This is a genomic window from Leptolyngbya sp. FACHB-711 (assembly GCF_014695615.1).
In the GTDB taxonomy this organism is placed as follows: Bacteria; Cyanobacteriota; Cyanobacteriia; order Elainellales; family Elainellaceae; genus Leptolyngbya_A.
Genome location: NZ_JACJOR010000490.1, coordinates 1 through 21752, shown reverse-complemented (window position 1 = coordinate 21752; position 21752 = coordinate 1). Strand labels below are relative to the sequence as shown.

Below are 21752 nucleotides of genomic sequence, written 5' to 3'. Positions count from 1 at the left end.
ATATCAGCTCGCTTCCGGGCAGCCTCCAGCGGAGATGCGGGATGGGGCAGAGTTTCGGATTACGATCCCGGAGCCAATCAACCGAACGGTGCGAATTTTGCTGACGACAGTGCTGGATCAGTATCGCGAAGCGGTGAAAGGCATTGCGATCACGGTGCAGGACATTACCCGCGAAGCCGAACTAAACGAGGCGAAAAGCCAGTTTATCAGTAACGTCTCCCACGAGCTGCGGACTCCTCTGTTCAACATCAAATCCTTTATTGAAACGCTGCACGAGTACGGTGATGATCTGAGCGAAGTCGAACGGCGCGAATTTCTCGACACCGCAAACCGGGAAACCGATCGCCTCACCCGCTTGGTCAACGATGTGCTGGATCTGTCTCGACTGGAATCCAACAAGCGATACAGCATGGAACCCGTGGAGATTGTGCAGCCGATTGAGCAAACGCTGCGAACCCATCGCCTCAATGCCAAAGACAAAGGTATCGAGCTGTGTCAGGACATTGAGCCAGATTTGCCGCCCGTTTTTGGTAACTACGATCTGCTGCTGCAAGTGTTTTCTAACCTGATGGGCAACGGTCTGAAGTTTACGCCCGCAGGCGGTAAGGTGATGATTCGCGCCTATCTCCTTCAGTCAAAGGACGAACAGCCCCCCAGCCATGTACGGGTTGAAATTTGCGATACGGGTATCGGCATCGACCCTGAAGATCAGGAAGCTATTTTCGATCGCTTTTTCCGCGTCGAGAACCGGGTGCATACGCTGGAAGGAACCGGACTGGGACTGTCGATCGTTCGCAATATTATCGAGAAGCACCATAGCCGAGTCTATCTGGTGAGCGAAGTGGGCGTGGGGACGACTTTCTGGTTTGATTTGGCAGTGTTTAAGGAAGGCGCAGCGCTCCCCCACGAGTTGACCCCCACCGAGCATCGGGTAAAAGAAGTTAAGACGGTCAGCATTGCTGCCAGTCCGGTTTCCAGCGACGCATAGCACATCGAGAGTTCCGTCCTGGGAGACTGGTGGCATCAAATTCACGCTGCTTCAATTTCCAGCTAGTAGCCCTGTACACCGGGAATCCAGCTTGTGCCTGCTAAAGGCAGCTTTGCCATTGCCGCCGCTTCGACCGTCAGTGCAACCAGATCTTCCCGCTCCAGGTGATGCACGTTTTGCTTGCCGCAGGCGCGGGCGATCGTCGTCAGTTCCATATTCAGCGTTTTCAGATAGTTTTTTAGCCGGTGCGCTCCGACTTCTGGCTCTAGCCGCTTCTCTAAAATCGGGTCTTGAGTCGTGACGCCAACCGGACATTTCCCGGTGTGACAGTGATGACAGTAGCCGGGAGCCGTGCCAAGTTCCAGATAATCGTCGATCGCCGGATGATGCTCTCCGTTCTGAATATAGCTTTCGCTGTTGCAGCCCAGAGCCATCAGCACCGCCTGACCGATCGACACGGCATCCGCGCCCATTGCCAGAGCCTTTGCCACATCTGCTCCAGTCCGAATGCCACCGGACACAATGAGCTGGACTTTGCCTTTCATGTCCATTTCTTCCAGTGCCTCAACCGCCTGCCGCAGAGCCGCCAGCGTGGGAATGCCAACGTGCTCAATAAACACCGTTTGGGTAGCAGCCGTGCCGCCCTGCATTCCATCCACAACGACGACATCTGCTCCGGCATGAACGGCGAGCTTGACATCGTTATAAGTGCGGGACGCTCCCACTTTGATATAAATCGGCTTTTCCCAGTCGGTTAGTTCGCGCAGTTCCTGAATTTTGATCGTCAGGTCATCGGGTCCGGTCCAGTCAGGATGACGACAAGCCGATCGCTGATCCACGCCTTCGGGTAACGTTCGCATTGCCGCGACCCGCGGATTAATTTTTTGACCCAACAGCATTCCGCCACCGCCCGGCTTTGCGCCCTGACCGATCACGACTTCGATCGCATCTGCCTTCCGCACATCGTCCGGATTAAAGCCATAGCGAGACGGAAGACACTGATACACCAGCGTTTTAGAAGACCGTCGCTCCTCCTGAGTCATGCCGCCATCGCCCGTCGTGGTGGATGTGCCCATTTCAGTCGCGGCGCGTCCGAGGGCTTCTTTGACGTTGGCAGAGAGGGAACCAAAGCTCATTCCGGCGATCGTAATTGGAATGTCTAGTTCGATCGGTTTACTGGCAAATCGTGTACCTAGAACAGTCTTGGTAATGCACTTTTCTCGATAGCCTTCCAACGGGTAGCGAGTCAGTGAGGCTCCCAGGAAAACCAGATCGTCAAAGTGGGGCAGGCTGCGTTTTGCGCCCAGTCCTCGAATTTCATAGAGTCCGTGGGCAGCGGCGTTCTGGATGTAGTGGAGCGTGCGGCGATCGTATCCGGCGGATTCTTCGCGATAGATGTTGGAGGTCATGGGGAGAGGGGAGGGGGGAGAGCTTTTGCGGTAATGGGTCTAAAAGGGAATTGAGATTTTTGTTGAAAATGGTTTGCCTTTCCGGTAAGGGTTATTGCCATTTTCTGGATGAGGGCGATCGATCAAAGCCTTAAAACGAAATACGATCGCTTGCTCTAGCTTGAGCAATTCTGAATTCGCATTAGTACTCGGCGTTGCTGAATCGGGATACGAACGGTGCAAATTTAGCTTCTGCATCGCCCCCTCAATCCCCCAATGCTGGAGGACTTTGAATTCTGGTTCCCCCCAAATTGGGGGGCTAGGGGGGCGTATCATACGCTTATTCAGCAACGCCTAGTATTCCTGGTTGGCGTCAGCATTCCAGTGATAGAGCTGGCGGGCGGAGGCGATCCGTTTGAAATCCTGGGGAGTGTGGGGGAGGCTGGCTTGGTCAAGGAGGGTTTGAACGATCGCATAGTCCTCCTCGGTCATCGGTTCAAATTGAGCATCTGCGCCCAACGATTTCACGGTTCCTCGGATATAAATGACGGCTTCGTAGAGCGAATCGCCCAGCGCGTCTCCGGCGTTGCCGCAAATTACCATTCTGCCTGCCTGCGCCATAAAGCCGGAAAAGCTGCCGACACTGCCGCCCACCACAATATCGGCTCCTTTCAAGGAAATGCCGCAGCGCAAGCCTGCATCGCCATCGATGACTAATAGCCCACCGTGGGCAGACGCACCTGCCGACACCGAAGCAAAACCCTTAACGTGAACCCTGCCAGACATCATGTTTTCGGCGACTCCGGTTCCAGCGTTACCGTAAAGGGTGACGATCGCCTGTTTATTCATGCCTGCCGTGTAGTAGCCCGTATGCCCGTGGATCTCGACTTCGATCGCCGTATCGATGCCGACCGCTAGATTATGCGCTCCGTTGGGATTGACGATCGCCACTTTGTGTCCATTGGGCAATTCGGAATGGTGCAGGTAGGCATTCACCTCTCGCACAGGAGCTTGGCTCAGATCAAAGGTGTGGGTTTCGGTTGGGGAAGCAATGATTACACTGTCCATACATACATCTCCTCTGGAGCGGGTTCGTAGAGGTTTGCCTGATTTACATTGGGCAGATGGGCAAGCGATCGAAATTCAGAAGCGATCGCCACATAGTCATCGGTTTCGGCAACGATCGCAGGTTTGCAGGCAAAAGGATCGCGAACGAGGGCAAGTTTATCTGCGGTTCCCATCAGGAAGGTATAAAAGCCGTCCAGTTCCTCAAAGCCGTTTTGAATCGCCGTTTCCAGATCATCGCCTTCCTGCATCCGCCATTCCAGGAAACGGCAGGCAGCTTCGGTATCGTTGTCGGTCTCAAAGTGAATGCCACGTGGTTCTAATTTCCGCCGAATCTCGTTCGGGTTCGAGAGCGAGCCATTGTGAACCAGACAAAAATCTTCGCCTGCGGTGAACGGGTGAGCGTGTGCCGGAGTGACGGCAGATTCGGTTGCCATCCGCGTGTGCCCGACAGCATGAGACCCTTTGAGCGATCGAAATTCATATCGGTCAGACACGGCGATCGGTGTCCCGGTATCTTTGTACAAATCGATTGTGCGTCCGGCAGACAGCAGGTGAAGCTGCGGATAAGCCGACTTCAGCCACGCTCTAACCGTCTGTGGCGGCAGATCAGTCATGAGGACTGCCTGATTGCCATGAGGGTCGATCGTTGCCTTGCCCAGTTCGCTCAATGATTGGGGGAGAGCTGACCAGTCAATCACCTGATTGCCCGCGTAGAGGCTGTATTTGCGATAGGGATCGGGCAGGGTGGCGGTGAATACTGCAAGTCCGGCGGAGTCAGGTCCGCGATCGCTCATGCCAACCAGCATGGGGACAAGCAGTTCGCCGAGGGAATCGCGCAGGGATGGGGTTTTGATCAGGAGTCCGACGATGCCGCACATAAGGGGATAAGGGGTGAAGGGGTGAGGGAGATGGGGTTAGAAGAATTCCAGGTAGCGATCGACTTCCCAATCTGAAACATGGCGGCAGTATTCGATCCATTCCATGCGTTTCAGATTGATAAATTCGGGGGCGAGTGGACCAAGGGCGGATTGGATTACAGCGTCGGATTCGAGAGCGTCGATCGCCTCGCTGAGAGATTGGGGCAGGGTGCCGATGCCTTTTTCTTCGAGCTGTTCGGGAGTGAGGTCGTAGAGATTGCCGTTGAAGGGTTCGCCGGGGTCAAGTTCGCGTTCGATGCCGTCTAGCCCGGCTGCGATCACGGCGGCGGTTGCCAGATAGGGGTTGCAGGAGCCATCTGCAAGGCGCAATTCGAGCCGTCCACCAGGAATACGCACCATGCTCGATCGGTTGTTGTCGCCGTAGCTGATGTAAGCGGGTGCCCAAGTTGCGCCACTGAGCGATCGTCCCACTACCAGTCGCTTATAGGAATTGATCGAAGGGGCACAGAGAGCAGTCAGAGCATGGGCATGGGTCAGCAGTCCGCCGAGGAAGTGGTATGCCAGTTTTGAGAGTCCCAGTTGGTGCGGGTCGCTGTGGTCTTCAAAAAGATTGGTGTTGCCTTCGGCGAGCGAGCAGTGAATATGCATCCCTGTTCCGGTGCGGTTGGAGAAGGGCTTGGGCATAAAGGAGCAGATTAGCCCCATGTCGCGGGCAATCTCTGAGGCTGCCATCTTGAAGAAAATATAGCGATCGGCGGTGGTGAGGCAGTCGGTGTAGGTGTAGTTGATTTCAAACTGTCCGTTGGCGTCTTCATGATCGACCTGATAGATATCGAAACCAACCTGTTGCAGGTTATCCACCAGCTTCTCGATGTAGCCAATGCTGCGCGACAATCCTTTGTAGTCGTAGCAGGGCTTGTCGAGGGTGTCGGTGAAATCATAGGGGCGAAGGTTGCCGCGTCGGTCTTTTTTGAGCAGCATGAATTCGGGTTCGACTCCCGTGTTGAGCGTCCAGCCGTGCTGTGTGAGGCGATCGATCTGCTGCATTAGCACGTAGCGGGCATCGTAGGGGTAGGGTTTGCCTTTGACATGACCCACGCAAACAATTCGGGCGAATCCGGGCATCCAGGGAACCAGAGAAAGCGTGTTTAAATCACCAACTGCCAGATAATCTGGGCTGTTCGGTTCCATGCCCAGTCCCCAGACGGCAAATCCGGCAAATCCGGCTCCCGGATCAAGAATGTCTTCCAGATGGGAGGCAGGAACGGCTTTGGTTTTGGCAACACCGTGAATGTCTACGAACTGAGCGAGGATGAATTTGATTTGATGGGCTTCGAGAAACTGTTTGGCTTCGGTAAGGTTCATGGGTTCTGGGGAAGGTAGAAATTGTTGGAGGAATGGCAGCGGTGCGACATCGTCCCCTCGATTCCCCAAGGTTCGGGGATCTTGAGCAGTTCAACCTTTTTTATGCAAAAGAACTGCTTGCATCGGCTCAGTTTCGCCCAAAGCTGGGGGGTTAGAGGGACGGTTCGGCGAATTATCGTAACTTCTTCGATTTTTAGTGAGAGAACTGTTTGCGTCGCTACCTAATTCCGCAGCAATTTCATTCAGAGTTTGCCAAACATAGTGGCGGTAAGTTGTGTCGCACCACAAACGGTATTGGGGAATTGGAGCCTCTTCGATCGCCACAATCACGGATACGCCGATCGCCGAGGTCAGCACAATAGGACGATCGCTAGAATTAAACGATCGAAAACTGACGTTGCAGATTTGAGCAAATAGATCGTGAACCGCTTTACCTGAAAGAACGATCGCCAGATCTTGCCGCAAGACGGGATAAACCTGCGGCGGCAGATTTGAATCAGCCCGAAGCCGATGCGAAGCACTTTTCCCTTCGGGGTAATCGCCAATCTCTCCATCGTCCTCGATTAGAAATTCTGTCAGTCCCAGTCGGGCGATGCGTCCACCGTTCGCCAAAGGGAGCCAGGAATTCGGGCGATCGGGAATTGGGAATTCGTGCGCTTCCAGCCATGCCGCCGCACCTGCTCCTTTTACGCCGAATCGGGGGAGCGCAGAGACATCAGCTAAATCGACTAAATCATCTGTTTCAGAAATCAAGGGGATGATTGCGGCAGGCTTTTGCTCAAGCTTTTGCTCAAGCTTTTGCTCAAACTCAAGATGGCTTGCCTCAGGCAGCGGCGATGCCGTTTTCTGGCGGGTGTTTGCTGGGTCATAAAACGGAGTTGGGGTCACGGTGGCAGTGATCAGGAAACCATCCGATCGCCTCACCGTAAATTGACTTCCCACTTGAGATAGCTCTGGTTTGACATACGCCAGCCCAATATGGCGAGCGAGTGAGGGACTGTAAGCAATGCTGGTAATCCGTCCGGCAATGTCGCCGTTGTGAATCACCAGATGGCATTCCTGAGGCGGCGTGCCACTAAACTCGTTGAGGGTAAAACCAATCAGGATTTGTTTGGGCGAGCGATCGGCATGAATCTGGAGGCTGCGCTGGCCAATGAAGAAGGGTTTGTCAGTTTTCACTGCCCAGTTGAGGTTCGCTTCATAGGGTGTGGTGAGTCCGTCCGTGTCCTGTCCGACGATCAGGTGTCCTTTTTCCAGCCGCAGCAGCCTTTGTGCTTCCACGCCGAAGGGTTGAAGGCTGTAGGGCTTACCTGCCCGGGTTAGGGCGTCCCAAAGGACGGGGGCATTTTCGGCAGGAACGTGGATTTCGTAGCCCCACTCGCCCACAAAACCGACGCGCATGAGGAGAGCTGGAATGCCTGCCACCGTTGCCGATTGCACTGCGAGATAGGGAAACGCCGCGCTCGACAAGTCCAGATCGGTAAGCTGGCTCAGCACAGCACGGGAAAGCGGACCCGCGAGATTCACTGCCGATTGCGCCCCGGTCAAATTGACTAAACCGCAGTCCATTCGCCACATCGTATTCAGGCGAGACAGCTCGCGATAAATTGAAGCGGCGTTAGAGGTCGTCGTTGTGAAATAGAAATGGTCTTCGCCCAGCCGGGCAATCACGCCATCGTCGATCACCACGCCCGACTCGTCCAGCATCAGCGCGTAGCGGGTCATCCCGACTTTCAGATTTGCATAGCGTCCGGTGTAAACGCGCTCTAGAAAAGCGGCTGCGTCCCGTCCGCGAATCTCCAGCTTGCCCAGCGTTCCCACGTCGATCAACCCAACGCGCTGCCGCACGGCGAGAACCTCGTCCTGGATGCAGGCTTCCCGGTTTTTGTTGGGCTGCTGATAGTATTCTGGTCTGCGCCACTGTCCGGCAGACATCCACTTGGCGTTGAGGGCAAGGTGGCGATCGTGCAGCAGTGTTCTTCGCTCTGGCGTGAATCCGCGTCCGGCGAGGTGCGACATCGGCACAGGATGAAAAAATGGTCGCGCCGTCGTGGTTCCGACCTGTCCTGGTGTTTTGCCGGTCAGCTTCGCCAGAATTCGCAGCGCATTCACATTAGAATGTTTGCCCTGACTTGGACCCATTCCCACGGTCGTAAACCGCTTCAATAATTCAATATTGTCAAATCCTTCCTGAATTGCATTCGGAAAATCTTTGTATTGCAGATCTTCATCGAAATCGACAAAGTTTTTACCCTGCGGGTGAGGCACGATCGCCCAGGGATGGGACGGTGATTCTGATTCTGCGGGGAGATTGATCGCCACCGATTCCCCACCGCTGAGAAAAGCAATCGCCGACCGTGCCGCCCGTTCTCCGTCGCTTCGTTTATTCTCCGGCTGATACACCCCATTGACCCGACCGCAAGCAAATACACCCGGCAGCAGCAAATCCGGCACAAACTGCTGAATTCGGTCGTCAAAACGCATCTTTGCCCCTGCCTGATAAAGCAAATTTGCCGCTCCCGCCCAACCCACACTCATGAGAATGCCATCACAGGCGATCGTCTGACGAGATTCAATTTGCGGCTGTCCGTTTCGCATCGGACAAATCACTGCCGCACAAACGCCATCGCCTTGAGGATTTGCTTTTGCCTCATAAATTGCCTGTCCGGGATAGATTGGAACGCCTCGCTCACGCACCGTCTGTACCACTGTCGAACTCGGAATATCCGATCGCAAATCTACGATCGCCCCGACTTCCATCCCATGCGCCAGCAAATCCAGAGCCGCCCGATAACCATCCTGATTTGCCGTAAAGACGATCGCCCGGTGCATTGGCTTAACCGCATAGCGATAAATAAGCCGCTGTGCCGCCGAAGCCATCATGACGCCTGGCAAATCGTTGTTGCGAAAGACCGCAGGCTGTTCATAAGCCCCGCTTGCCACGATGACTGACTTTGCCCGCATTTTCGTCATGCGTGTGCCGTCTACTAGGGGAATCCAGAAGTCGGCATAGTAGCCTGCTGCTACTGTACCGGTGTAGAGCCGGATGCGGGGATGGGCTGTGACTGACTGAATAAGGGATTGGGTTTCGGCGGCGATCGATCGATCATCCCCAAGCTGGTAGAGTCCTACGCCGCCCGGTTTCGCGTTCTCATCCACAATCACCACATCTGCGCCTGCTTCGGCTGCGGTGAGTGCAGCAGTGAGTCCAGAAATGCCTGCGCCAATTACAAGCAAATCGCAAAAGTCATATCGCTTCGGGGTGCGTATCCAGGGCGTTTTGAAATCGACTTGCCCCAGCCCAGTTGTGCGACGAATCAGGCGTTCCCAAAAGGGAAAAAGCTTTTTGTTGTTGAACGTTTTGTAATAAAACCCAACCGGCAAGAAGGGCGATAAAAAGTTGAGAAAGCTAGCGCGATCGTGCTCCACACCTCCGAACGTATTGACTGCTTGCAGCGACATTCCTGGCTCAATTGCCGTCACGTCTGCCCGCACATTCAGCTTCTCGCCGGACTGCATCAGGGTATTCACATCATGATTCGCCAGGCTGAGAATTCCGCGTGGGCGGTGATATTTAAAGCTGCGTCCCAACACCTTTTGACCCGAAGCCCATAGCGCAGCAGCGATCGTATCTCCTGCATATCCGGTCAATACTTTCCCTTCAAACGAAAACTGAATGATTGTATTGCGATCGATCCATTCCCCAGGAATTGGCGGTAGACGATAACTCATGACTCGCCTCCGTATAAATAGGTTTGTGTCACTTCGTCAGTTAATGTATTTCGCTCTGCAATAAACCAGGTGTTGCTGGGTGCGTGACACCACCATTCGCGTTTGATGCCCGGAACATTATTTCGATAAAAGATGTAGGCTGCCCAAGTTTGATCATCTACGGAGTTAGGGTCAGGCATTTCGCGATACTCGCCGCCATACACAAATTCGCTGATCGATCGCGTACCATTAATGGGACAGGTCATTAACTTCATCGCTGCTTTTCCTGTTATTTATTAATGGGCAACTGATGCCGCGCCTTTTTCACCAATCAATTCATACCGGGTAAATCGATCGATCGAAAAGTCTTGGATTAATTCGTGCGCTCGATCGTTCGCGACGGTGTATGCCATCGTTTTGCCGCAAACTGGAGTCGCCTTAAAGCCCCAGGTTCCCCAGCCTGCATCCAAGTAAAATCCGGCGATCGGCGTTTTGCCCATCATCGGAGCGAAATCAGGCGTCATGTCTGCCATGCCTGCCCACTGGCGCACAATTTTGGCGTGAGAGAGGAAGGGAAACAGATCAAGCATGTGAGCCGCTAATTCTTCGGTGAAATCCAGCGTCGATCGCGTTGAATGCAGCTCATAGGGGTCAAGCGACGCGCCCATCACCAGTTCGCCCCGCGCCGTTTGGCTGACATAAACGTGCAAATTGCCAGACACAATAATCGGGTCAAGCCAGGGCTTCATCGGTTCGCTCACCAGAGCTTGCAGCGGATGGACGTAGAGGGGCGATCGAATTCCCACCATTTGCAGCAAACGCGGCGTAAACCCAGCAACGGCACAGAGGACACGCGGCGTTTCGATCGTCCCTCGTGAAGTTTCGACTCCGGTAACGCGATCGGACTTCACCTGAATTCCCAATACTTCCGTTTGCTGATGAATTTCTACGCCGCGCTGATCTGCCCCTCGCCCATAGCCCCAGGCGACCGCATCGTGTCGAGCAATGCTTCCCGGCGCATGATACAGAGCACCCAAAATCGGCGCGTGACCGTTACAGGTCAGATCCATTTGCGGGCAGGCTTCCTGAATCTCATCAGGACTGACCAACTCACTGTTCACACCGATATGCTTATTGGTTTCCGCCCGCCAGCGCATTGTTCGCAAGGTGGCATCGGTATGCGCCAGGGTGAAATGTCCCCGCGTCGAGTAAAACAGATTCAAATCAAAATCCTGCGACAAATCCTGCCACAAGCGCACCGACTCATCGTAAAACTTCACTCCTTCCGGCGTGAGGTAGTTCGATCGAATAATCGTCGTATTTCGTCCCGTATTGCCGCCGCCCAAATAGCTTCTTTCCAGCACCGCCACATCGGTCATGCCATAGTCTCGTGCCAGATAGTAAGCGGCTGCTAAGCCATGTCCACCCCCGCCAATAATTACCGCGTCGTAGCTCGACTTCAGGCGATCGGGCTGGCGAAACATTCGCGGTTCTGGATGGTCTTTAGTAAGGGCAAAGCGCAGCAGATTAAGCGGCATAAAACGATAGATGCATGAATTTCAGGATGAACTTAAAAGAAATATCTTTTGAGGCGTGCTAAAGGGGATACATTGCCCTTTTCAAATCTCCTTTAACGAAATACAACAGTCTTATTTCCGTGAACCAGAACGCGATCCTCAACGTGATACCTTAGCCCACGCGCCAAAACGGTTTTTTCGATATCTCTGCCGTAGCGAATTAAATCTTCCACAGCATCCGAATGGTCAATCCGAATCACATCCTGCTCGATAATGGGTCCTGCATCGAGTTCAGATGTGACATAGTGACAGGTCGCACCAATTAATTTGACGCCGCGTTGATGCGCCTGGTGATAGGGTTTTGCGCCAATAAAAGACGGCAAAAAGGAATGATGGATATTAATAATTCGACCAGGATATCGATCGCACACCTCCGACGACAACACCTGCATATAGCGTGCCAGCACCATCACATCGCCATTCACCGACTCAAACAGGTGCATGATTTTGTCGTAGGCGATCGTCTTCGTTTCCGGTGTAACGGGCACATGATAGTAAGGAATACCGTGCCACTCGACCAGCCCGCGAAATATTTCGTGGTTAGAAATGACGCAGGGAATTTCAATGTCGAGTTCTCTGCTCTGCCAGCGGGCCAGCAAATCATAGAGACAGTGATCGGATTTGGATACTAGAATCACCACCCGCTTTTTCTGCGCCGAATCCGTTACCTGCCACTGCATTTTGAATTCATCGGCGATCGGCTGAAACTGCTCTCGCAACGCTTCGATTCCAAACGGCAGCGAATCAGCAAGAATTTCCTGCCGCATAAAAAATCGCTGAAAGTCCTGATCGGCGTGGTGTTGCGCCTCCACGATCCAGCCCTGATGACTGGCGATAAAGGAACTCACCGCCGCGACAATGCCAACGCGATCGGGACAGGACAAGCTAAGCGTATATCGGCGGGAAGAAGACACGAGACCAAATTCCCATTCGGAAACTTCGTTGAATATCATCCAGCATTGTTTCCTGTCTGTCAACATTGTTTCCTAGCATGATTCACCTGCTATGATTCATAGGGGCGCACCGCAGGAGAATTGCTGCATGGCAGAAACCGTTCCCTCACACATTTCCTCAGACGTTTCCTCGCAGAAGCTGGAGCATCCCGGACTGGAGCATTACCTGGGCAATACGATTCGTGACCTGCGCCAGCAACATGGGCTGACGATCGCAGAAATCGCCGATCGCGCCGGAATTTCTCGCGGAATGCTCTCTAAAATTGAAAATGCTCAAACTTCCACCAGCCTGGAAACTCTGGAGAAACTGGCAAATGCGCTGGGCGTTTCCCTGTCTACCCTGTTTCGCAAATACGACATTCCCGAAGGCGGAGCGCAGTTGGTCAAAAACGGTAAAGGCATGGAAGTCGTGCGGCGCGGCACCAAACGTGGACATACCTACCAGCTTCTCGCCTACGATCAGGGACCAACCAAGCGATTTGAACCCTTTCTGATCACAATGGATGATGCTTCCGAAGTCTTTCCCACCTTCGAGCATCCCGGCATCGAGTTTATTCACCTGCTCGAAGGCAAGCTGGAATACCGCCACGGACGACAAACTTACCTGCTCGAACCGGGCGACTCCCTCACCTTTAGAGGCGACATTCCCCACGGACCCGAAAAGCTGATCACCCTGCCAATTCGGTTCCTGACTATTATTTACTACGACAATTTTGCGATCGACGCTCGGGCAGAGTAAGGGATTGGCATACTACATTCGCTCAAGTTCTACCCAACTCCCAAATTCAAGTTGTAGCGAGTTGCGTTGCTGAAGGTATTCACTTCAAGGAAATAGGTTCCTGTTTGCAGCACTCTGGAAATTGTTGAGTTATCACTGCCGCTCGTCACCCATTCGCCGCTATCAATCAATCCATTATTGTTAGCATCAAAGTACAAAGTAACAGAAGCCGTTGCTGCTAGACCATCGATATTGACATTCAGAGTACGGGCTGTATTCAATTTGAATTTGTAGTAATCTAGCTCATCAAAAGCCCCAACGAAATCTTGTATCGTTTGATTTTCTAAAGGGGTACCCAGGTCGTATGCGATAGCGGCTCTATTGCCCGGATCGACAGGTAAATTACCAGGATTAGGTTTCGCTTCTACAATAAGATCATAGCGAGTTGCAGAACCAAAGCTATCTACTTCAAGATAATAAGTACCGGGTAGAACGGTTCTGGCAATAGTATCATTGTCGCTGCCGCTCTCCAATCTTTCGCCGCTGTCAATTAATCCGTTGTTATTAGCATCAAAGTGTAAATTTACAAAAGTAGTTCTCGATAAGCCATTGATATTCACATTAATGTCGTTAATTTGAGGCAATGTGAATTTGTAATAATCCGAAGAATCAAATGTACCTACAAAATCCCTCGCCGTAGCCGGAAAGGTTGAAAGATTGAATGCTGTACTCGCTGTATTGCCCGGATCAGTGGGAAGATTACTCGGATCAGGGGCAGCAGCGATCGATAGATTGTATTGGCTTGAAGAACCGAATAAGCTTTCTACTTGAAGATAATAAGTGCCGGGTAGAACAGTTCGGGCGATCGTATTCCCATCACTACCACTATCGAACTGCTCACCGTTATCAATTAAACCATTATTGTTAGCATCAAAATATAGACTGACCAAAGCAGGTGATGATACACCGTCAATATTCACATTAATATTGCTGATCTGTGACAGCGTGAATTTGTAATAGTCCAGTCGGTCGGAATTGCTAACAGATTCTGAGAGCCTCATGTCACCCGAGAGGATGCCTAGATTTCGAGCGATCGCAGTTGTTTCACCTGGTTCAGCAGGAACAGAAGAAGCACGAAGGCTGTAGCGCGTACTGCCTCGACGACCAGGAAGCCGTACCTGAATGTAATAGGTTCCAGCCTCTAGGGTCGTAATAATTTGCTCTGTCTGAAAACCTGTTTGATCTGAGACTCCGACCGAAACGCGCCTTCCATTGAGTAACTTAACGCGGGCGTCTGCCTGTAGATTATTCAGCGTTAGGTGAAAGTTGATTGGACTAGAAGCTTTAAATTTGTAGAAGTCAACTCGATCGCTGTGCCCCAACGCACCGCCAGTGGCTCGATTGAGCTGAAGATTACGCGCACCCTGAAATGTATCATCAGAACGACGACGCACCATAAATATCCTTCAATATCCTTTAAGATTCACAGGCTCTTATTTTTCCCTGCTTAACCAATCGATGAACAGCTTGTAGTGACTTGAGCAAGAGCGCAATTCCTCGAAAAGACCAAACGATCGATCGCTATATTCAATCGCTACCTTGAAATCGCACTGATTCCGTCACCTGCCTTTGTTAGGATAGTTGAGCTTATTTACCTTTCCGAATCTCTTTTTCTAAGCCCCCATGAGCGAAACCACCCTGCCTGCCCTGATTCAGCAAATGCTGCAACCGGAGTTTTATCCTCATGCAGTGCGATCGCCGATTCAGCTCATTCAAACCCACATTTCCTATGTGCTGCTGACTGGAGACTATGCCTACAAAGTCAAGAAGCCATTGAATTTTGGGTTTCTAGATTTTTCAACGCTGGAGAAGCGGCTGCATTTCTGCCAGGAAGAACTGCGGCTCAACCAGCGCGGCGCAGGGGCACTGTATCTAGAAGTTTTGCCGATCGCGCAAAATGGGGAACGGCTTGAGCTTGGCGGCAGCGGCGAGCCGATCGAGTATGCGGTGAAGATGCGGCAGTTTCCCCAAGACACTCTGTTGACGGAGCTGTACGATCGCGGCGAACTGGGCGAGGAACTGCTGATCGAGCTGGCAAAGACGATCGCCACCTTTCACCGAGAAACGGACACCAACGACTATATTCGCAGCTTTGGCAAAGTCGATCAGGTGCGGCAGGCATTTGACGAAAACTACGAGCAAACCGAACAGTATATCGGCGGACCCCAGACCCAGCAACAGTTTGACGACACTCGCGCCTATACTGATCGCTTTTTCGCTGAGCAGCAGGCGTTATTCGATCGGCGGATCGCGCAGGACAAAATTCGTGAATGTCACGGCGATTTGCATCTGCGAAATATTTGCCTCTGGCAAGACAAGCTGTGGCTATTTGACTGCATCGAGTTTAATGAGCCGTTTCGCTTTGTGGATGTCATGTACGACATTGCCTACATCGTGATGGACTTAGAAGCGCGGCAGCGACCCGATCTCAGCACGGTTTTTCTGAATGCCTACGCGGAGCAAACCGGAGACTGGGAAGGTTTAGAAGTGTTGCCAATTTATGTGAGCCGTCAAACCTACGTCCGGGCAAAGGTCATTTCCTTTATGCTGAATGATCCGGCAGTTCCGGCAGCAGAGAAAGACCAGGCAAAAGCCACTGCCTCGGACTATTACCGTCTCGCCTGGGAAGGGGCACAGCCCAAACAGGGAAGTTTGACTTTAATGTGTGGATTATCTGGCTCCGGCAAAACGACCACAGCAAGATTGCTCGCCAAGCGACTGTCCAATCAATCAGGTACGGTTCACATTCGATCGGACGCAGTCAGAAAACATCTGGGCGGCATTCCCCTCGATCAGCGCGGCGGGGATGACCTGTACACAAGCGAAATGACTCAGAAAACCTATGCCCGATTGCTGGAACTGGGAATTTCGCTGGCAGACCAGGGTTATGCTGTGATTCTGGATGCGAAATACGATCGCCAATCCCTCCGCCAGCAGGCGATCGATCAGGCAAAAGCACATCATCTGCCGCTGAAAATCATTTATTGCACTGCCCCGGTTGACGTGCTGCGCGATCGGCTGATTCACCGAACTGGAGACATCGCTGACGCCACGGCGGATCTGCTGCCCCAGCAATCAATGGAACCGTTTACTACAGCAGAGCAGGCGTATGTACGGGCAATTAATACCACACAGGATGTCGCTTCGCAGCTCAACCAGGATAATGAGTAAAGACCGAATTTTTCGTAGGATGTCTTAGGCAAAAGCGCATTCATGGAATTGATGCGTGACGATGTGCTAACACATTCTGCATAGTACGCACTTAGAGGCAAATCTGGAGGCTGACAATTCATGTACCGCTTCCCAACCGATGTCGGCATTCAGTTTGCTTTGCGCGTCTGGATTGTGTTCATTCTGGTGTTCTGGCTAGTGCGGTTTCGGGCAGAGCTGGCAATTTTGCTGGGCGCGCTGGCAGGGGTGATGGCAGGCATTCTGATGACTTATTGGAAAGCACAAAAGCTGCCTGACGCCCCGCCCCCTGCGGAACGCCCTGACCATCCTCTGTTTCGGGTGAGTGACCGAATTGCAAAACGGCTCAGGCGATCGACCGAGAAGAACAATCTCGAACAGCAATCGATTCGTAAGCCGCGCCGCCGTCGGTTGGGGAAGGCGCCTAACTGGAAGCGGTAGACTGTACTTCTACGGAAGGCTGGGAACTGCGGTTGAGCTGTCCATCTAGCTGCTGAAGTTCATAGAGCTTGACGCCGATCTGGTATTCGTACTGACTTAGCAAGCAGCCATAAACATATCCGGCTCGTCCATCCAGGAAACCCAGCCGCACCAGATAGAACCAGACAAACCGCAGAAGAGGCTTAAACGGCAGCCGTACCCAAATTTTCTTCAGAAACCGCTTGCGCTGAACTGCGTCTCCGGTCAAACTCGCGCCGATCGTTCCGCGATCGTCCATGCCGTTGAGCAGGTTGTAGTACACTCTGGCTTCCCAGTTGGAATAGCGATTGTGTCGCGCCAACCAGTGATAAACATCGCGAAAATCGATGTGCAGCATATCTTCTTTTAGATAGCCAACATTGCCGTTGAGAATCACGTGTTCATGCACTTCGTTGTCGCCTGTATTGGGAATGCCCTCGGTTTGCAGGGTTTCGTAGCGTCCCTTGGCATGACGAAACAGGCGCAGATTCCAATCAGGATATTTGCCGCCGTGCCGAATCCACGTCCCCAGGAAAAAGACGCGGCGATTCAGGTAATAGCCGTCATAATCTGGATTTTGAATTACTTCTGCAATTTCATCCCACAGTTCTGGCGTGATTCGCTCATCGCAGTCTACAATCAGCACCCATTCATGCTGAAACGGTACATTGTCGAGCGACCAGTTTTTCTTCTTAGGCGATCGTCCGTTGAAGTGAAACTGCACAACTTTTGCGCCATAGCGTTCGGCAATTTCCACGGTGCGATCGTCGCTCTGGGAATCAACCACAAAGACCTCCGCTGCCCGTGAAACGCTTTCCAAGCAGGCAGGAAGGTTGGCTTCTTCGTTTTTAGCGGGAATGAGGACGGAGATGGGGAGTGACATAAGCGTGAATGAGTAGAGGGGTGGATGGGGGGATGAGAAGATGCAGGGGTGGGGGTTAGGTATTCTTGGTTGCGTTTAGCATTCCCTCGATCGCCGCTTTTAGATAGCCCAGTTGACCGTAGGCGTATGTAAAGTTGTCAAATCGTTGGGCAGGGTCGTTCCAGTGCTGGAGCGATCGGTGGAGTCCACGCAGCAATCGCTCTGTGCCTCTGGTCAGTTGGGGAAGTCCTGACCGTCCAGCAAGCTGTTCGCGATAGCATTCGCTGATGCCCTGCCACCAGCCCCGTCGCAAAAACCACTGCTGGCGAAGGCGTTCGGGCGCGACATGATGGGCAACGAGGGCATCGGGCAAATAGGCAACTTTCCAGCCTTGCGCGAGTGCTAGTTCGGTCATGTGCAGTTCTTCGTTCGACAGCAGATTTTTGCCGACTCGTCCCAGAGCGCGATCGAATCCGCCGACCTGCTCTAGAAAACTGCGACGAATCGAGTAGTTCAAGCCTCTGGGGGTTTGCCCGGGACGATCGATCCAGATGAGCTGATTGCCCAGATCGTATGCGCCCAAATTTTCGCTCAGCCCAGTTGATAACCATTGCGGCGGCGAAGCATCCTGCCAGAGCAGCGTCACTTTTCCTCCGGCGATCGCCAGTTTGTTCCACTGCTGGTAGGCATCCCAGAGGTTTTGCAGCCAGGCTGGACTGGCAATGGCATCGTCATCCAGGTAAGCCAGGATGGGGCTACGGGCAAGGTTTGCGCCTGTGTTACGGGCAACCGATAATCCTAAAGTTGGCTCGTAGCCGTAGCGCAAAAGCGGATTTTTCTGACGGGATTCGACGACTTCACGGGTGCGATCGGTTGAGGCATTATCAATGACCAGCACCTCATACGCCCCAGAGAAATTTTGATCTAACAAACTATCGATCGCTTTGCCGAGATAGTTTTCCCGGTTGTGTGTGCAAATAATGGCAGAGATCTGCGGATCGGGCATTGCGGTGTTGAATGGAACGATCGCTGTTAGAGTGCCCGAATTCGCATGGCGATCGATAGGGGAGAGTGGAGGGGGGTTTTTAGGGGCGGGTGATTTTTAGCATTTGGTTACCGCCTTTTTGCAGTTCGTAGCTAACTTGCTGGATTTCACAGCGATAGCCCTGGGCGGCGAGGGTTTCCAGAACGGGCTGGAGGTGGGGAGAAGGGTGGAGCATCAGGGTCAGGAGGGGGAAGATTCTGACCTCGTGGCAGACGCGCAGCATTTCGGCGATCGATCGCAGGTGAAAGTCCGTATCAAACTGATCCGAGTAGAGAAAGAGGAAGTGGGAGCATAAGCCCAGCTCGTATTGTCCGTCTTCAGCATTCAGGCGGGGAAGTGCTCCGGGAGTATAGCGATGCTCCGCTTTGCCGGTCTCAAAATCGGCACAAAACCGCGCTGCAACCTGCAAGCGATGCTGCTTCAAATCATTGGGCGATCGATGATACGTCCAGACCCAATCCTTCGGGGTCGCTTTGATCTGGTCAATAATACCGTCTACGACGGCAAGGACGCGCTGCTGAATCTGTTCGGCAGAAAAGATATAAATCGGATCGATCGAGTGAATGTTGTAGCCCTTTGCAGTTCCTTCAGCATTAAAGCTGGCAGGTCCATCGCCAATGCCCAGCATGGACTTCTGTAAGTCTCGATCGCTCAAGTTAAATAAATGAATATACTCATCTAGCGATCGACCAAACGGAACGACCTGATCGAGCTCCATTGCCATAATCACTTACTGCTTATTGCTAAGGGTGAAGGCGCGGAAATACTTTGCCTGCTGCTCGATCCGGGAGGCAAGCCGATCGCAGACAAGATTGCACAGCTCAAAGATCAGGTCATCGGCAACGCTGTAATAGGCAGACGTGCCCTCGCTGCGGCGGTTCAGAATGCCCGCTTGTAGCATTACTTTTAGGTGCTTGGAGACGTTCGCCTGACTGGTTTCAGTAGCTTCGACCAGATCCTGAACGCACTTTTCGCCGTCGCGCAGCACATTGAGAATGCGGAGGCGCATCGGTTCGCTCAGAACACTGAAATAATCCGCGACCTGCTGAACCACCTCACTTGGTACAGATTCCGCCGTTTTCATGCTGTCTTACCCCGCAAGCTGTAATCCCGAAAGCTGTGGCTGCCCAAGCCTCGATCGCCTAAATTCTAGCACTTTACTCTTTTATGCCAATAGAGTAATCATCTTAGCGATCGGCGGGGGAAACCTCAAGCTTTGGCAGCATCCGCGAAGCGAATCTTCAAGTAATCTTCCTCCATTTTGGCTCCAGCAGGTTGCAGGGCAGCAAGTGCTTGGGGCAGAACAAGGTTGCGGCGATGGTTGCCGATGCGAATATTCAGTTCATCGCCCGTCTTGCTTAGCTCCACCTGATTTTTGGGGATACCTGGCAGGTACACTTCCAGGCTGTACTGGTTTTGCTCCTGCACGACCCGCAGCGTCGTTTCTTTGTAATAGACCTGTGCCGGGTCTTCGTTGGCATACAGCGTTTCCTTCAGGCGATCGAGTGCCGCCATACCGCACATTTCTTCTGAAAACAGAGGCACTTCCTTCACAGGCAAAGGCCGGAAGTTATCGTGAATCTCCTGGCGATACTGCTGCTGATTTTCTTTCCACCGCTGGAAGAAGGGGTCGGTCACCTGATCGGGAATGATCCGGTTTGCCACCACCATATCGGTCGCGACGTTGTACAGGCTCAGGTAGGCATGGGCACGCAGCGATTCTTTGATCACCATTTTTTCGGGGTTTGTCACCAGCCGCACCGAAGTTTTGGTGTTGTCGGTCAGGACTTTTTCCAGAGCTTCGATCTGCTCGTAAAACTCGTAGGGCGCGTCCATTACTTCTTTGTTGGGCAGCGAGAATCCGGCGATCGGGCGAAAGATAGGTTCCACAAGCGGACGCAGCGCAGCCGAAACCGCCTGAAGGGGCTTGTAAAATCGCCGCATATACCAGCCTGCTACTTCCGGGAGGCTCAAGAGCCGCAGTGCCGTGCCTGTGGGAGCCGAGTCGATGATCAATACATCAAATTCGCCTTCGTCATAGTGCCGCTTCATTCGCACCAGGCTAAAAATTTCGTCCATGCCGGGAAGGATCGCGAGTTCTTCTGCCGCGACACCTTCCAGTCCGCGTGCCTGCAACACTTGAGTAATGTATCGCTTTACTGCACCCCAGTTCCCTTCTAGCTCCATCAGCGCGTCTAGCTCTGCGCCCCAAAGATTCGGTCGCACTTCACGAGGGGCGTGTTCTAGCTCCAGATCAAAGCTGTCTGCCAGCGAGTGAGCGGGATCGGTGCTCAGCACCAGCGTTTTGTATCCCAATTCGGCACAGCGTAGCCCCGTTGCTGCGGCGACGGATGTTTTCCCTACGCCACCTTTTCCCGTCATTAGAATTACGCGCATTGAGGCTAACTCCTTCCTGAGAAACCGTTATACTCCTTTACCTAATGTATCGGGTTTTCCCATTGTTCGGAAGTTCGGGTTATGGACTCGATTTAGGAAAGTGCTGCTTGACGACATCCCAAACGGAGCAGTGCCAGTAGTCGCTATGGGCAACGATGAGTTCCCGATCGTTGAGTTGCAGTTCGCTCCAGCCATCGATCGCAATCCGGGGTTGCCACGGCAGCGGGGTGATCCAGCTTAGCGTCCAGTCGGTGCGAATCTGGTTACCGTGTCGCTGAATCTGGTGCAGGTCGAGCCGGGGCTGGCGAAACCAGGCTTGGATAAAACCAATCATCCGACGGTAGCGATCGCGCCCCTGAAACCGATTAAGCGGATCTTTAAAAAGAACATTTTCTGCGTAAATCTCATAGGTCTGGTTCGAGGGAAAGTTGCGATAGTCAGCCTGCAAAACTTCTAAGATGTCCATAGCAGTACTTAATCAGAAAGGGGAGAGACTGGATCATTTTGCGGTGCAGAAGTCGCACTGCCTAAGCAAAAACTCACTCGTAAGAAAGCGTAGAATCAGACCGTAGGACTCTGTATTTTGGCGGTTGGTTTCACTTTTTAGATTCCGTTAGAGTTCAATTATTGCCTGGGAATGATAGGAAATGCAGCTTTGTTCTCGGCTTAAACGATCCCGGCTAGGGAATTCTGCTTATCGCGATCGATGTAAGCTGCTGTAAGACAATGCTTATAAAACTGCATCTTAAAATCGTCTGCTGACGTTACTGTTCTTTCACCTGCCATAACAACTGCTATGGAACCGACTCCTATCCTTTCCCACAAGCTTGTCGATCGCTGTCATGTGATCCTGCCTGACACGCCAAAACCGATCGGCGCAATCTACTACGATAGACAGTATTACGCTTATGTCAAATGTTTCCCGACCGTAGAAATTGCTCGCCGTAAAGCGGAACTCATGACCCAGCGCGGCAATACGGTGTTGCTCACTCGGATTCCCAAAGGGCTAGTGCTCTGGGTGCTAGAGCCGGATGCAAAGCCAGTTCCAAAGCCAGTTCCAAAGTCAGCGTCGAACCCAGTTCCAAAATTAGCTC

The 21752-nt window shown here is 52.6% G+C and carries 20 protein-coding genes; 5 read left to right on the top strand and 15 right to left on the bottom strand.

Annotated features, from left to right (window positions below; translation table 11 throughout):
- The coding region (locus H6F80_RS23095) for a sensor histidine kinase (RefSeq protein ID WP_242067524.1) at nucleotides 1-988 on the top strand (988 nt) is incomplete at its 5' end.
- Nucleotides 989-1050: 62 nt separating this feature from the next.
- On the opposite strand, the gene H6F80_RS23090 is transcribed toward H6F80_RS23095, so the two are convergent.
- The 8 genes from H6F80_RS23090 to purU form a co-directional block, all read right to left on the bottom strand.
- Complete coding sequence (locus H6F80_RS23090; protein WP_190793874.1) at nucleotides 1051-2397, bottom strand: FMN-binding glutamate synthase family protein; 1347 nt, start codon at nucleotides 2395-2397, stop codon at nucleotides 1051-1053.
- A 333-nt stretch (nucleotides 2398-2730) separates the two neighbouring features.
- Entirely contained in the window at nucleotides 2731-3444 is a 714-nt protein-coding gene (locus tag H6F80_RS23085) for a GltB/FmdC/FwdC-like GXGXG domain-containing protein (protein WP_190793873.1), read from the bottom strand.
- Nucleotides 3432-4322, bottom strand: coding sequence for a class II glutamine amidotransferase (locus H6F80_RS23080; protein WP_190793872.1), 891 nt, complete (start codon nucleotides 4320-4322; stop codon nucleotides 3432-3434). Before H6F80_RS23080 ends, H6F80_RS23085 begins: the two co-directional genes overlap by 13 nt.
- Before the next feature lie 36 nt (nucleotides 4323-4358).
- Nucleotides 4359-5687, bottom strand: coding sequence for a type III glutamate--ammonia ligase (glnT, locus tag H6F80_RS23075; RefSeq protein WP_190793871.1), 1329 nt, complete (start codon nucleotides 5685-5687; stop codon nucleotides 4359-4361).
- A 90-nt stretch (nucleotides 5688-5777) separates the two neighbouring features.
- On the bottom strand, nucleotides 5778-9419 hold the full coding sequence (locus tag H6F80_RS23070; RefSeq protein ID WP_190793870.1) for a 2Fe-2S iron-sulfur cluster-binding protein: 3642 nt from the start codon (nucleotides 9417-9419) through the stop codon (nucleotides 5778-5780).
- Nucleotides 9416-9673, bottom strand: a complete 258-nt coding sequence (locus H6F80_RS23065) for a sarcosine oxidase subunit delta (RefSeq protein ID WP_190793869.1) — start codon at nucleotides 9671-9673, stop codon at nucleotides 9416-9418. Before H6F80_RS23065 ends, H6F80_RS23070 begins: the two co-directional genes overlap by 4 nt.
- Before the next feature lie 21 nt (nucleotides 9674-9694).
- The gene (locus tag H6F80_RS23060) at nucleotides 9695-10936 is read right to left on the bottom strand and encodes an FAD-dependent oxidoreductase (RefSeq protein WP_190793868.1); all 1242 of its coding nucleotides are present in this window, start codon (nucleotides 10934-10936) and stop codon (nucleotides 9695-9697) included.
- A gap of 92 nt (nucleotides 10937-11028) precedes the next feature.
- Nucleotides 11029-11889 carry a formyltetrahydrofolate deformylase gene (gene purU, locus H6F80_RS23055; protein WP_190793867.1) on the bottom strand — a complete coding sequence of 287 codons (861 nt, stop codon included), beginning with the start codon at nucleotides 11887-11889 and terminating at the stop codon, nucleotides 11029-11031.
- A 127-nt stretch (nucleotides 11890-12016) separates the two neighbouring features.
- Here purU and relB point away from each other — a divergent pair, with 127 nt between their 5' ends.
- Nucleotides 12017-12667 (top strand): type II toxin-antitoxin system RelB family anti-toxin, encoded by a 651-nt coding sequence (gene relB / locus H6F80_RS23050; protein WP_190793866.1) that lies wholly within the window; start codon nucleotides 12017-12019, stop codon nucleotides 12665-12667.
- 29 nt (nucleotides 12668-12696) lie between these two features.
- Here relB and H6F80_RS23045 read toward each other — a convergent pair whose 3' ends face one another.
- Nucleotides 12697-14103 (bottom strand): PPC domain-containing protein, encoded by a 1407-nt coding sequence (locus H6F80_RS23045; RefSeq protein WP_190793865.1) that lies wholly within the window; start codon nucleotides 14101-14103, stop codon nucleotides 12697-12699.
- 226 nt (nucleotides 14104-14329) lie between these two features.
- Between H6F80_RS23045 and H6F80_RS23040 the strand changes: the two genes are divergently transcribed.
- Together H6F80_RS23040 and H6F80_RS23035 are read left to right on the top strand one after the other, a co-directional pair.
- Nucleotides 14330-15877 carry a bifunctional aminoglycoside phosphotransferase/ATP-binding protein gene (locus H6F80_RS23040; protein WP_190793864.1) on the top strand — a complete coding sequence of 516 codons (1548 nt, stop codon included), beginning with the start codon at nucleotides 14330-14332 and terminating at the stop codon, nucleotides 15875-15877.
- 120 nt (nucleotides 15878-15997) lie between these two features.
- A complete protein-coding gene (locus tag H6F80_RS23035; protein ID WP_190793863.1) occupies nucleotides 15998-16336 on the top strand; it encodes a hypothetical protein in 339 nt (112 codons plus the stop codon).
- Here the strand turns inward: H6F80_RS23035 and H6F80_RS23030 are convergent.
- The 6 genes from H6F80_RS23030 to H6F80_RS23005 form a co-directional block, all read right to left on the bottom strand.
- A complete protein-coding gene (locus H6F80_RS23030; protein WP_190793862.1) occupies nucleotides 16320-17237 on the bottom strand; it encodes a glycosyltransferase family 2 protein in 918 nt (305 codons plus the stop codon). The two genes, H6F80_RS23035 and H6F80_RS23030, sit on opposite strands and share 17 nt — an antisense overlap.
- A gap of 55 nt (nucleotides 17238-17292) precedes the next feature.
- Nucleotides 17293-18222 carry a glycosyltransferase family 2 protein gene (locus tag H6F80_RS23025; protein ID WP_190793861.1) on the bottom strand — a complete coding sequence of 310 codons (930 nt, stop codon included), beginning with the start codon at nucleotides 18220-18222 and terminating at the stop codon, nucleotides 17293-17295.
- Between the two features lie 79 nt (nucleotides 18223-18301).
- On the bottom strand, nucleotides 18302-18985 hold the full coding sequence (locus tag H6F80_RS23020; RefSeq protein WP_190793860.1) for an SAM-dependent methyltransferase: 684 nt from the start codon (nucleotides 18983-18985) through the stop codon (nucleotides 18302-18304).
- Nucleotides 18986-18991: 6 nt separating this feature from the next.
- On the bottom strand, nucleotides 18992-19345 hold the full coding sequence (locus tag H6F80_RS23015; protein WP_190793859.1) for an ArsR/SmtB family transcription factor: 354 nt from the start codon (nucleotides 19343-19345) through the stop codon (nucleotides 18992-18994).
- Nucleotides 19346-19470: 125 nt separating this feature from the next.
- On the bottom strand, nucleotides 19471-20658 hold the full coding sequence (locus tag H6F80_RS23010; RefSeq protein WP_190793858.1) for a TRC40/GET3/ArsA family transport-energizing ATPase: 1188 nt from the start codon (nucleotides 20656-20658) through the stop codon (nucleotides 19471-19473).
- Nucleotides 20659-20737: 79 nt separating this feature from the next.
- Complete coding sequence (locus H6F80_RS23005; protein WP_190793857.1) at nucleotides 20738-21124, bottom strand: C6orf136 family protein; 387 nt, start codon at nucleotides 21122-21124, stop codon at nucleotides 20738-20740.
- Between the two features lie 330 nt (nucleotides 21125-21454).
- On the opposite strand from H6F80_RS23005, the gene H6F80_RS23000 reads away from it, so the two are divergent.
- A partial coding sequence (locus tag H6F80_RS23000; RefSeq protein ID WP_518523636.1) for a hypothetical protein occupies nucleotides 21455-21752 on the top strand: 298 nt, incomplete at its 3' end.